Raw genomic sequence first — 12419 nt, 5'->3', positions numbered from 1 at the left:
TCGGGGTCCGACCGCGATCGGCCATCTGGCCGTGGTTGACCGGATCCAGACTCCGGAGTGTCCGGATCGGCTCCCGGCGCCACCCCCTTGTGCCCCCTCCCACGCAGGTCGGAGCGGTCGCCGTACGGAGGGTGGTGGCGGAGGTCACAGTGCGACACGGTGGAGTGACCTGAGGGAGAGTCGTCGCGGCCCGCTCAAGAGTGCGGTACCGTCCAACGTCGTGAGCCCTGTACGTCGCTGTTCGCGCACCGCGTGCGGCCGCCCTGCCGTCGCGACACTGACGTACGTCTATGCCGACTCGACTGCGGTCCTCGGCCCGCTCGCCACCTACGCCGAGCCCCACTGCTACGACCTGTGCGCCCCGCACAGCGAGCGCCTGACCGCCCCCCGCGGGTGGGAGGTCGTGCGGCTGACCGACGGTTCCGCCCCGCCCCGCCCCAGCGGCGACGACCTCGAAGCCCTGGCCAACGCGGTACGCGAGGCGGCCCGCCCCCAGGAACGCGCGGCCGAGTCCGGCGGCAAGGGCGGCGGAGGGCGCGGCGGAGACCCCATGGAGGTCGGCCGCAGAGGGCACCTGAGGGTGCTCCGTTCCCCGGACAACTGAGCGCAACCGGCCACCGTCCGCCTACCCCCTCCCCACTCCGGGTAGTTTTGGCGTTCCGTACACGCGCCGCACACGCGTGCCGAGAACTCAGGAGGGTGGATCCGTGACTGCCGATCTGTCGCAGATCGTGAAGGCGTACGACGTCCGCGGAGTGGTACCCGACCAGTGGGACGAGTCGCTCGCCGAGCTCTTCGGCGCCGCCTTCGTACGGGTGACGGACGCGAACGCGATCGTCATCGGCCATGACATGCGCCCCTCGTCGCCCGGCCTGGCGGACGCCTTCGCGCGCGGCGCGGCCCGCCTCGGCGCCGACGTCACCCTGATCGGACTCTGCTCCACCGATCAGCTGTACTTCGCCTCCGGCAGCTTCGACCTGCCCGGCGCGATGTTCACCGCCTCGCACAACCCGGCCCAGTACAACGGCATCAAGATGTGCCGCGCGGGCGCCGCCCCGGTGGGCCAGGACACGGGCCTGGCGGAGATCAGGGAACTCGCGGAGGACTGGTCGGAGAACGGCGCGCCGGAAGCGGCGGCGACCCCGGGCTCCGTCACCCACCGCGACACGCTCAAGGACTACGCGGAGTACCTGAAGTCCCTGGTGGACCTCACGGCGATCCGCCCCCTCAAGGTCGTGGTGGACGCGGGCAACGGCATGGGCGGCCACACGGTCCCCACCGTCTTCGAGGGCCTGCCGCTGGACGTGGTCCCGATGTACTTCGAGCTGGACGGCACGTTCCCGAACCACGAGGCGAACCCGCTGGACCCGAAGAACATCGTCGACCTCCAGGCCCGCGTCCTGGCCGAGGGCGCCGACCTCGGGCTCGCCTTCGACGGCGACGCCGACCGCTGCTTCGTCGTGGACGAGCGCGGCGAGCCGGTCTCGCCGTCGGCGATCACGGCCCTCGTGGCGGCCCGCGAGCTCGCGAAGCACCCCGGCGGAACGATCATCCACAACCTGATCACCTCGTGGTCGGTGCCTGAGGTCGTCCGCGAGCAGGGCGGCGAACCGGTCCGCACCCGGGTCGGCCACTCCTTCATCAAGGAGGAGATGGCGAAGACCGGCGCGATCTTCGGCGGCGAGCACTCGGCGCACTACTACTTCAAGGACTTCTGGAACGCGGACACGGGCATGCTGGCCGCCCTCCACGTCCTGGCGGCCCTGGGCGGCCAGGAGGGCACCCTGTCGGCCCTGGTGGCCGCGTACGACCGCTACGCCTCCTCGGGCGAGATCAACTCGACGGTGGCGGACCAGAAGGCGAGCGCGGCCAAGGTCAAGGCCGCGTACGAGAACGAGGACGTCACGCTCGACACCCTGGACGGCCTGACCGTGACGGCGCGGGACTGGTGGTTCAACCTCCGCGCCTCCAACACCGAGCCGCTGCTGCGCCTCAACGTCGAGGCCCGCGACGTGGCGACCATGACGAGGATCCGCGACGAGGTCCTGAACCTGGTCCGCACCAGCGCCTGACCTCCCCGCACCCACCGCCGGGGAGCGGGGCGCCCCTGTTCCCCGGCGGTAGGCTGACCTGGCCCCACCCTGCTTGCTCGAACTGTTCGAAGGGACACCCCATGCCGCTCGAAGCCGGCCTCCTGGAGATCCTGGCCTGCCCCGCGTGCCACGCTCCACTGAACGACCGCACGGCGGACGAGACCCCCGAACTCATCTGCACGAGCCCCGACTGCGGCCTCGCCTACCCGGTCCGCGACAACATCCCGGTCCTCCTGACGGACGAGGCCCGCCGCCCGTAAGCGGCCAGGGCGACACGCCCCCGGGCCGCCGCACGACCACGCGGCAGGCCCCGGGGTCCGGCGCATCCGACGGGAAGGCGACAGCACGGCGCACCACGAACCGCGCCACGCCGCTCCGGGTCCGTACGACAGGCCCGGCCGCGCCTCCCGGCACGAACGTGGCCAGGCCCGCTCCACAGGGCAGGGGGCCTTCGGTTCAGGCCGGTTCGGCGGGCTGATCGCTACGGCGCGGGTCTTCGCTTCACGCCGGGCCGGTGGGCTGATCGCTAGGGCACGGGGTCTCGGCTGACGTCGAGTCGGCCGGCCGAGCGAGGAGGCAGGGGCTCTGGCCCACGCCAGCTCCGTCGGCCGAGCGATCCGGCGCGGGTCCCGACCACGCCAAGGCGACCGACCGAGCGACACGGCACGGGGCGCCCGCCGCCCACGCGGCATCGGACTCCCGACCGAGTGGCCGACGGGCGGGCGGACGGACTGGCTGACTGGCCGACGGACTGGCCGACCGACCGACCGACCGACCGACGGACGGACGGAATGGCCGACGGACCGGCGGACGACTGGCCGACGGTCGCACGGGCGGACCGACCAACCAACCAACCAACCAACCGGTCGACGGACGGGCGGACCAACCAACCGGCCGATCTGCCCGCTCCCGCCCCGCCTCCACCACCGCCGCCCCAGCCCGCCTCCCACGGGCCCCCGAACGGCCCCCGCTCCATCCCCCCCCCGCACTCCGGGAGGGGCCCGTTTCCCTCTCCCCGGAAGGGTCCACCACCCCGGAGGGTCCGCCGCCGACGGCGAGCACCCCCCACGGGAAGGCCCGCACCTCTGCCCTCCCAGCTGTACGGGTGGTGCGGGTGGGAACCGAAAAGCCCGGCCGAAGGCAGGGCGCACCACAAACACCCGCACGCACCCGCACCAAAGACGCCCGCACCAAAGACGCCCGCACAACCCCGCACCAGCCTCGCAAACCCCGCACCATAGAAGGTGCACGCACCACAAGGCACGCCAGCAGCCCGCCCGAGGGCCCCGCCGAGGGCCCCGCGACGACGACGCGACCGGAGGCACCCGCCCCATGCTCGACGAGACCCTCCTCGACGCCCCGGACGACCTCGCCCTGGCGGACCGCCGCGGCCTCCTCCGCGGCGCCGCCGAAGCCGGCGCCCGGGTTCGGACGGCGGCGAGGCACGCCGCCGAGGCCGGCATCGCGGACCTCCACCCCGAGGGCCGCCCCCGTGCGGTACTCGTCGCCGGCCCGGGCACCGCCGCCGCGGCCGTCGCCGACCTGATCGGCGCCCTGGCGGGAGCCTCGGCACCCGTCGTACGCCTCCAGCCGACCGGCGTCGCCCCCGCGGCGGGCGCCCTGCGCTGGGCGCTGCCCGGCTGGGCGGGCAGCGTGGACCTCCTGCTGCTGCCGACGACGGACGGTTCCGAACCGGGCCTGGCGCTCCTCGCGGAGCAGGCGTACCGCCGCGGGATCACGGTCGTCGCCGTGGCGCCCAAGGCCTCGCCCCTCACCGAGACGGTCAGCGGCTCGCGCGGCCTGTTCGTGCCGATGGCGATCGCCCCGAACGAGGCCCCGAACGAGTACGCGGAGAACATCGCGGCGAGCCCCGGCACCCTGTGGGCCCTGTTCACCCCGCTGCTCATGCTGCTCGACCGGGTCGGTCTCCTGGAGGCCCCGCCGGAGGCCCTGGAGAAGGTCGCGGACCGGCTGGACCGTACGGCGGAGCGGTGCGGGCCGGCCATCGCCACGTACAGCAACCCGGCCAAGACGCTCGCCGCCGAGCTCGCGGACTCGCTGCCGCTGATCTGGACGGAGGGCGCGGCCGCGGGCCCGGCGGGCCGCAGGTTCGCCGCGGTCCTGGCGGAGCTGGCGGGTCTGCCGGCGCTGGCGGCGGAACTCCCGGAGGCCCTCCCGGCCCATGGCGTCCTCCTCGCGGGCGACTACGCGGCGGGCGCGGACCCCGAGGACTTCTTCCGCGACCGGGTGGAGGAGCCGCAGGCGCTCCGCGCCCGGGTGGTCCTGCTGAGGGACCGGCCGTCGGACGGTCTGACGGCCGCCCACGCGGCGCGCGAGCTGGCGCTGAGCCACGAGACGGCGATCAGCGAGCTGGAACCGGAGGAGGGTGGTGACCTGGAGACCCTGGCGGAACTTCTCGCGGTGACCGACTTCGCGGCGGTGTACCTCTGCCTGGCGACCCCGGGCCGTACGGCGCTCTGAGCGCGCCCCGCGACCCAGCCCGCCCCACCATCGAACACACCCCGCAAGCAAGCGCCGGCGACCGTCCACATCCCCAACCGCCCCCCCGGACGAACAAAACCCCCGTCCACCGACCCGCCCACCACTCGTAACCCACCCGTCATCCGCCCCCTGTCACCTGTCACCCGACACCCCTCACTCACCATCCGTCACCACCCCGAGGAGCTGGCAGGCACCATGGACCGCCTCGTCAACACCGTTCGCCCCTACGCCTGGGGATCCACGACGGCCATCCCGGAGCTGCTCGGCACCGCCCCGACCGGCGAGCCCCAGGCCGAGATGTGGATGGGCGCCCACCCCGGCGCCCCCTCCCGCACCGATCGCGGCTCACTGAACGCGCTGATCGACGCCGATCCCGTGGGCGAACTGGGGGAGCGTTCCGTCGACAAGTTCGGCCCGCGCCTTCCGTTCCTGCTGAAGGTGCTCGCCGCCGGCGCCCCGCTCTCCCTCCAGGCCCACCCCGACCTGGCCCAGGCGCGGGCCGGTCACGCGGCCGAGGAAGCCCTGGGCATCCCGGTCGACGCCCCGCACCGCACGTACAAGGACGCCAACCACAAGCCCGAGCTGATCTGCGCGCTCACCCCCTTCGAGGGGCTGTGCGGATTCCGCGCGCCGGCCGAGACCGCGGACCTGATCGCCGCGCTCGGCGTCGACTCGCTCAAGCCGTACGTCGACCTCCTGTACGCCCACCCCGAAGAGGCGGCGCTCCGCGAGGTCCTGACGGCGCTGCTGACCGCCGACCCGGCGGAGATGGCGAACACCGTGGCGGAGGCGGCCGCGGCCGCGGACCGCCTCGGCGGCGAGCACGCCCCGTACGCGAGCCTCGCCCACCACTACCCGAGCGACCCCGGCGTCATCGCCGCGATGCTCCTCAACCGGATCACGCTCCAGCCGGGCGAGGCCCTCTACCTGGGCGCGGGCGTCCCGCACGCCTACCTCTCGGGCCTCGGCGTCGAGATCATGGCCAACTCCGACAACGTGCTGCGCTGTGGACTCACCCCCAAGCACATCGACGTCCCCGAACTCCTGCGCGTGGTCCGTTTCGAGCCGACCGACCCGGCCGTCCTGCGCCCCGAGGCCTCGCCGTCGGGGGAGGAGGTCTACGACACCCCGATCGACGAGTTCCGCCTCTCCCGTTTCGTACGGCCGGAGGGCGCGGCCCCGACCGACCTGACGAGCCCCACCTCGCAGATCCTGCTCGCCGTCGCGGGCAGCCCGAAGGCGGGGGACGAGACCCTCGCCGCCGGCGAATCCGTCTTCGTGCCCGCGGGCGAGAAGGCCGAACTGTCCGGTGCGGGGACGGTCTTTCGCGCCACCGTCGTGGCCTGATGCAACAATGACCGGCCGAACCGCGGCGACAGAGCCGGTGCATCGACGAAGGGACCACGTACACCCATGAGCGCGTCAGGCGGAACCAAGGCGATCGTGGCGGCACTCGCAGCCAACCTGGCGATCGCCGTAGCCAAGTTCGTGGCGTTCCTCTTCAGTGGTTCGTCGTCGATGCTCGCGGAGAGCGTCCACTCCCTCGCCGACTCCGGCAACCAGGGCCTGCTGCTGCTCGGCGGCAAGAAGGCGCAGCGCGAGGCGACTCCGCAGCACCCCTTCGGCTACGGCCGCGAGCGCTACATCTACGCCTTCCTCGTCTCGATCGTGCTCTTCTCCGTCGGTGGCATGTTCGCCATCTACGAGGGCTACGAGAAGATCAAGCACCCGCACCCGATCGAGGCCTGGTACTGGCCGGTCGGCGTCCTCGTCTTCGCGATCATCGCCGAGTCGTTCTCCTTCCGGACCGCCATCAAGGAGTCGAACCTGATCCGCGGCGGTCTCACCTGGACGCAGTTCGTCCGCCGCGCCAAGGCCCCCGAGCTGCCCGTCGTCCTCCTGGAGGACCTGGGCGCGCTCGTCGGCCTCATCCTCGCGCTCGGCGGCGTCGGACTGGCGCTGCTGACCGGCGACGGCGTCTGGGACGGCATCGGCACCCTCTGCATCGGTGTCCTGCTGATCGCCATCGCGATCGTGCTGGCCGCCGAGACCAAGTCGCTGCTGCTCGGCGAGTCCGCGGGCACCGAGGAGGTCAAGCGGATCGAGGCCGCGGTCGTGGACGGCGAGACCGTCACCCGCCTCATCCACATGCGGACGCTGCACCTCGGCCCGGAGGAGCTCCTCGTCGCCGCCAAGATCGCCGTCCAGCACGACGACTCGGCCGCCGAGGTCGCGAACGCCATCAACGCCGCCGAGGAGCGCATCCGCGCGGCCGTCCCGATCGCCCGTGTCATCTACCTGGAGCCGGACATCTACAGGGAGACGGCCACGTCGACGGCCACCGACCTGACGAAGACCCCGGACACCGACGACCACTGAGTCGGCCGACGCCCACGGCCGTCCGCCGACGCCCACGGTTGTCCGGCAACGCCCACGGTTGTCCGGCAACGCCCCACTGACGTCCGGCAACGACCGAGGCCCGTCGTGCGACGGCCACTGATGGACCCCCTTCGCACGACCCCCGGGACCCCGCGGTCCCGGGGGTCTCGTGCGTATGTACGCCCCTTGTACGGCCCTCCGATCGCGCCCCACCGCCCGACGCGGACTGTGGCCCGGCCCGCCGTCCGGTGTAGATTCGTGACCAGCCAGACGTCGCTGCTGATGGCGGTCGGGCGGTCCTCGCGGACCGGCCGAGGGAGAGAGGGCCTCCGACGACGGCACCGTGGAAAGCCCGGGCATTCGTGTGTCCGGGGAGCCTCCGTGGTGCCCGGCGCCCCAACCGACCCTCGCACGCGAACACACGAGGAGCAGCTCAGTCATGACGACTGCCGCCCATCAGGACTTCAAGGTCGCCGACCTCTCCCTGGCCGCGTTCGGCCGCAAGGAGATCACCCTCGCCGAGCACGAGATGCCCGGCCTGATGTCGATCCGCCGCGAGTACGCCGAGCAGCAGCCCCTCGCCGGCGCCCGTGTCACCGGCTCCCTGCACATGACCGTGCAGACCGCCGTCCTCATCGAGACCCTGGTCGCCCTCGGCGCCGAGGTCCGCTGGGCCTCCTGCAACATCTTCTCCACCCAGGACCACGCCGCCGCGGCCATCGCCGTCGGCCCGAACGGCACCCCGGAGAACCCGCAGGGCGTCCCGGTCTTCGCCTGGAAGGGCGAGACCCTCGAGGAGTACTGGTGGTGCACCGAGCAGGCCCTCACCTGGCCGAACACGCCCACCGGCGGTCCGAACATGATCCTCGACGACGGTGGTGACGCCACCCTCCTCGTCCACAAGGGCGTCGAGTTCGAGAAGGCCGGCTCGGCCCCGGACCCGTCCACCGCGGACAGTGAGGAGTACGGCCACATCCTCACGCTCCTCAACCGCACCCTCGGCGAGAACCCGCAGAAGTGGACCCAGCTGGCGTCCGAGATCCGCGGCGTCACCGAGGAGACCACCACCGGTGTCCACCGCCTGTACGAGATGCACCAGGCCGGCGAGCTCCTCTTCCCGGCGATCAACGTGAACGACGCCGTGACGAAGTCGAAGTTCGACAACAAGTACGGCTGCCGCCACTCCCTCATCGACGGCATCAACCGCGCCACCGACGTCCTCATCGGCGGCAAGACCGTCGTCGTCTGCGGCTACGGCGACGTCGGCAAGGGCTGCGCCGAGTCCCTGCGCGGCCAGGGCGCCCGCGTCATCGTCACCGAGATCGACCCGATCTGCGCGCTCCAGGCGGCGATGGACGGCTACCAGGTCACGACCCTGGACGACGTCGTGGAGAAGGCCGACATCTTCATCACCACGACCGGCAACAAGGACATCATCATGGCCACGGACATGGCCAAGATGAAGCACCAGGCCATCGTCGGCAACATCGGCCACTTCGACAACGAGATCGACATGGCCGGCCTCGCCAAGGTCCCCGGCATCGTCAAGGACGAGGTCAAGCCGCAGGTCCACACCTGGACGTACCCCGACGGCAGGGTCCTGATCGTGCTGTCCGAGGGCCGCCTCCTCAACCTGGGCAACGCGACCGGCCACCCCTCCTTCGTCATGTCGAACTCGTTCGCGGACCAGACCCTGGCCCAGATCGAGCTCTACACGAAGCCGCAGGAGTACCCGACCGACGTGTACGTGCTGCCCAAGCACCTGGACGAGAAGGTCGCCCGTCTCCACCTCGACGCCCTCGGCGTCAAGCTGACGACCCTCCGCCCCGAGCAGGCCGCGTACATCGGCGTCGAGGTCGAGGGCCCGTTCAAGCCGGACCACTACCGCTACTGATGCTCCGGCCGGCGGCGCCCGCGCGCTGACGCGACGCCGTCCCGGACACCTGTGGAGGAACAGACAGGCCCCCCGCACCCCCGTGCCGGGGGGCCTGCCTCGTCCCCAGGGTCCTGTCCGGCCGAGATCAGGGCCCTGCAGCCCCACCCCAGAGCCGGATCAGCCCTGCTCCCACGCCCGGAAGCCCCCGTCCCGAGGACCCGACCCATGCCCCGCGGCCGATATTCGCTCCATGACCCGCACGACCACACCCCCCTCGGTGACGAACACTTCCACTGCGCGCCCGGCCCCTCCGGCTGGCGCTACGTCTCACAGGTCACCACCCCCTCGGGCGACCACCAGGGCTCCGTCGACCTGGCCGTCGACGAACTCGGCCGCCCCATCCGCCTCGAACTCCACGCCGCCGGCTGGCAGGTCCGCGGCGCGGCCCTCGACGGCGTCACCTGGGTCCGCACGGACCCCGCCGGAACCCACGCCACCGAAGGCAATGTGCGCGCCCACGCCTTCACCGGCACGTCCCCGGCGTTCCTCGTCGCGCTCACGCGACTCCTGCGTCTCACCCCCGATTCCCCCGAGACCCGCGTCAGGCTCGTCGCCTTCACGGACCCGGTGCTCGCCCCCCTCACGGTCGACCAGTCCTGGGCCCTGCTGAAGAGTGAAGCGCACGCCACTGACAACGGCCCCCTGATGGTGGACGAATACCAGGTCAGCGCCTTGGACACCGGGGAACAGCACACCGTCCACATCGCCGGCGACGTCGTCCTCGCAGCACCCGGCATCGAACTCGAGGCCCTGGAGACCCCGCCGTCGGTCTTCCCCTGACGATCAGGCGGGCGGAGCGAACCCGGTAGCGGGCGCCGTGGGCTCCTGAGCGTCGGCCACGGGGGAGACGACGACCGGCGCGACAGCCGGCGCGGCCACCGGTGAAGGCGCGACGGGAGGACCGAAGCCCGGCGCCGTCATCCCCGAGGTCCCGACCGCCCCACTCACCACCGCCCCCGCGCCCCCGACCGGCCCAGGCACCCCGGCCGCCCCCGGCGCCCCGGCCACTGCCGCGGAGCCGAAGGCCCGCCGAGCCTCCCGGGTCTGCCGCTCGGCCACCACCCCCGCCAGATACGCGTCGGCCGGCACTCCGGGCGGCGGAGGCGTCCCGGTCCGCGCCACCAGCTCGTCGGCCAGCCGCTCCGCGAGCCGCCGCCCCACCACGGGGTCGAGCTCACGGGCCCGCGTGAGGTACTGCCGTATCTCCAGCCACAGCGGCTCGGGCACCGCCGAAAGGTCCAGCCCGGCGAAACGCCCCACCAGCCACGGCGGCGGCGGGGGCACGGCGAGCGCCCGCGCCGCGGGTATCCGCTCACGTACGACCAGCGTCCCCGCGAAGACGTCCCCGAGCCGTCGCCCCCGCTCCGACACGAGCGACGCGACACAGGCGACGACCCCGAAGGTCATCAGGATCTCCACGACCCCCATCGCCCCCCGGACGAGCGCGTGCCGGAACCGGATCGGCCCCCCGTCGTCCCGCACCACACGGAGTCCGCAGGCCAGCTTCCCCAGCGACCGCCCGTGCGACAGCGTCTCCACCGCGATCGGCGCCCCCACCAGGATCAGCAGGAAGGAGGCGATCGACACCGCCGTCACCGCCGCCTCGTCGAGCGACGCGGTGGCGACCGCGAGCCCGAGCGTGACCAGCAGGTACACGGCCCAGACCACCACCAGGTCGATGAGCACCGCCAAGGCCCGGCTCGGGAGCCGTGCGGGCTGCAACCCCAGTACGACGGCATCCCCGGTCACCACGTCACTCACGGCACCCACCCTTCTCCGCCCTTCCCGACCCCTCCGAACGCCAGTCTGCCAAGCTGACCCGCAGCGCGCCGCAGCAGTACGGAACCGTCCGCAGCCGATGCCTGGAGCAGCAGCCGATCATGGACCTCGACGTCTACGTCACCGCCCACCGCTCCGAGTGGGAGCGCCTCGACCACCTCCTGCGCCGGGGCGGCAAGCTCACCGGAGCCGAGGCCGACGAACTCGTGTCCCTGTACCAGCGCACGGCCACCCATCTCTCGATCGTGCAGTCGAGCGCCCCGGACCCCGTGCTCACGGCCCGGCTCACCCAGCTCGTGGCCCGCGCCCGCGCCACGGTCACCGGCACCCGCCGCGCCTCGTGGCGTGACGCGGCCCGCTTCCTCACCGCCGGTTTCCCCGCGGCCGTCTACCGCTCCCGCCACTGGTGGGTGCCCACCGCCGTCCTCTCGACCCTGCTCGCCGTCCTCATCGGCTGGTGGATCGGCACGCACCCCGAGGTCCAGGCGGCGATCGGCGCTCCCGCCGACCTCCGCGAGATGACCCGCCCCGGCGGCCAGTACGAGACGTACTACTCCAGCAACCCGGCGGCGTCCTTCGCCGCCCAGGTCTGGACGAACAACGCCCAGGCCGCCGCCATGTGCCTGGTCCTGGGCGCCTTCCTGGGCATCCCGGTGCTGTGGATCCTCTTCCTGAACATGCTGAACGTCGGCGTCGGCATCGGCCTGATGGCGTCCGCGGGCCGCCTCGACGTGTTCCTGGGCCTGATCCTTCCCCATGGCCTGCTCGAACTGACCGCCGTCTTCGTCGCCGCCGGCACGGGCCTCCGCCTCGGCTGGACGGTCATCGACCCCGGCCCCACCACCCGCCGCGCGGCCCTCGCGGAACGCGGCCGCGCCGCCGTCGGCATGGCCATCGGCCTGGCCCTGGTCCTCTTCGTCTCGGGCCTGATCGAAGGCTTCGTCACCCCGTCCGGCCTGCCCTCCTGGGCCCGCATCACCATCGGCATCGCCGCTGAGCTGCTCTTCCTCGCCTACGTCTACGTCCTCGGCGGCCGCGCCGCCCGCGCCGGCGACGAGGGCGACCTGGAGGAGCCCGACCGCAGCGCGCAGCTCCCCACCGCCGCCTGATGTGCGTACGACCCCGCTGACCTGCTAGTGTCCTCCGGTGCCCACAAAAGCCATTGACATGGCGGACGTGGCGAGGTAGGTTTGAACGGTTGCCTGGAACTGGACAGTTCGGCAGCAATCAAGTAGAGTCTCACTCGCTCCGGTCGGGAATTCGATTCCACGGAGCCACCCCGATTCCTATCCGAATCAAGAAAGCCACCGATTAGGTCGGCCCAAATGATTCTGATAAAGTCGGAACCGCCGAAAGGCCCCCGGAGTGAAAACAAAAGGGACCGGAAAGCACCGAGGAAATCGGATCGGAAAGATCTGATAGAGTCGGAAACGCAAGAACGAAGGGAAGCCCGGAGGAAAGCCCGAGAGGGTGAGTACAAAGGAAGCGTCCGTTCCTTGAGAACTCAACAGCGTGCCAAAAATCAACGCCAGATTAGTTGATACCCCGTCCATCTTCGGATGGCGAGGTTCCTTTGAAAGTCCTGCCGGCCCTTGTGGTCTGCAGGCAACATACACAGCGAGGACGCTGTGGACAGTCGGCCTTATTCCGGTCTGACTGTCCCGCTCAACGCGAGTGTCACCCGATTACGGGTAAACATTCACGGAGAGTTTGATCCTGGCTCAGGACGA

Annotated in this window: 10 protein-coding genes; 9 read left to right on the top strand and 1 reads right to left on the bottom strand. The window is 71.8% G+C overall.

Annotated elements, in window-relative coordinates; genetic code table 11:
* The first annotated feature begins 169 nt into the window (after positions 1-169).
* The 8 genes from AMK27_RS30725 (at position 170) to AMK27_RS30690 (ending at position 9690) form a co-directional block, all read left to right on the top strand.
* A complete protein-coding gene (locus AMK27_RS30725) occupies positions 170-604 on the top strand; it encodes a DUF3499 domain-containing protein (protein ID WP_073916504.1) in 435 nt (144 codons plus the stop codon).
* Between the two features lie 103 nt (positions 605-707).
* Complete coding sequence (locus AMK27_RS30720; RefSeq protein ID WP_073915540.1) at positions 708-2072, top strand: phosphomannomutase/phosphoglucomutase; 1365 nt, start codon at positions 708-710, stop codon at positions 2070-2072.
* A 101-nt stretch (positions 2073-2173) separates the two neighbouring features.
* The gene (locus AMK27_RS30715) at positions 2174-2353 is read left to right on the top strand and encodes a Trm112 family protein (protein WP_073915537.1); all 180 of its coding nucleotides are present in this window, start codon (positions 2174-2176) and stop codon (positions 2351-2353) included.
* A gap of 1072 nt (positions 2354-3425) precedes the next feature.
* On the top strand, positions 3426-4574 hold the full coding sequence (locus AMK27_RS30710; protein ID WP_073915534.1) for an SIS domain-containing protein: 1149 nt from the start codon (positions 3426-3428) through the stop codon (positions 4572-4574).
* Positions 4575-4790: 216 nt separating this feature from the next.
* Positions 4791-5942, top strand: a complete 1152-nt coding sequence (gene manA, locus AMK27_RS30705; RefSeq protein ID WP_073915531.1) for a mannose-6-phosphate isomerase, class I — start codon at positions 4791-4793, stop codon at positions 5940-5942.
* A 66-nt stretch (positions 5943-6008) separates the two neighbouring features.
* The gene (locus AMK27_RS30700; protein WP_073915528.1) at positions 6009-6974 is read left to right on the top strand and encodes a cation diffusion facilitator family transporter; all 966 of its coding nucleotides are present in this window, start codon (positions 6009-6011) and stop codon (positions 6972-6974) included.
* Between the two features lie 439 nt (positions 6975-7413).
* Positions 7414-8868, top strand: coding sequence for an adenosylhomocysteinase (gene ahcY / locus AMK27_RS30695; RefSeq protein ID WP_073915525.1), 1455 nt, complete (start codon positions 7414-7416; stop codon positions 8866-8868).
* Between the two features lie 207 nt (positions 8869-9075).
* Positions 9076-9690 (top strand): hypothetical protein, encoded by a 615-nt coding sequence (locus AMK27_RS30690; protein WP_073915522.1) that lies wholly within the window; start codon positions 9076-9078, stop codon positions 9688-9690.
* A 3-nt stretch (positions 9691-9693) separates the two neighbouring features.
* Here the strand turns inward: AMK27_RS30690 and AMK27_RS30685 are convergent, their stop codons facing one another.
* Positions 9694-10671: an RDD family protein gene (locus AMK27_RS30685; RefSeq protein WP_198955964.1), complete on the bottom strand. Its 978-nt coding sequence runs from the start codon at positions 10669-10671 to the stop codon at positions 9694-9696.
* Positions 10672-10790: 119 nt separating this feature from the next.
* Between AMK27_RS30685 and AMK27_RS30680 the strand changes: the two genes are divergently transcribed.
* Positions 10791-11798: a stage II sporulation protein M gene (locus tag AMK27_RS30680; RefSeq protein ID WP_073915519.1), complete on the top strand. Its 1008-nt coding sequence runs from the start codon at positions 10791-10793 to the stop codon at positions 11796-11798.
* Positions 11799-12419 lie beyond the last annotated feature (621 nt).

It is taken from the genome of Streptomyces sp. CB02009, assembly GCF_001905825.1.
In the GTDB taxonomy this organism is placed as follows: domain Bacteria; phylum Actinomycetota; class Actinomycetes; order Streptomycetales; family Streptomycetaceae; genus Streptomyces.
The sequence above is the reverse complement of the archived record's forward strand: the minus strand, read 5'-3'. Positions and strand labels throughout refer to the sequence as shown.

Coding starts and splice junctions, on each gene's coding strand:
- manA (WP_073915531.1), top strand. CDS start 4,791: ATGGACCGCCTCGTCAACACCGTTCGCCCCTACGCCTGGGGATCCACG.
- AMK27_RS30700 (WP_073915528.1), top strand. CDS start 6,009: ATGAGCGCGTCAGGCGGAACCAAGGCGATCGTGGCGGCACTCGCAGCC.
- AMK27_RS30690 (WP_073915522.1), top strand. CDS start 9,076: ATGCCCCGCGGCCGATATTCGCTCCATGACCCGCACGACCACACCCCC.
- AMK27_RS30710 (WP_073915534.1), top strand. CDS start 3,426: ATGCTCGACGAGACCCTCCTCGACGCCCCGGACGACCTCGCCCTGGCG.
- AMK27_RS30715 (WP_073915537.1), top strand. CDS start 2,174: ATGCCGCTCGAAGCCGGCCTCCTGGAGATCCTGGCCTGCCCCGCGTGC.
- ahcY (WP_073915525.1), top strand. CDS start 7,414: ATGACGACTGCCGCCCATCAGGACTTCAAGGTCGCCGACCTCTCCCTG.
- AMK27_RS30680 (WP_073915519.1), top strand. CDS start 10,791: ATGGACCTCGACGTCTACGTCACCGCCCACCGCTCCGAGTGGGAGCGC.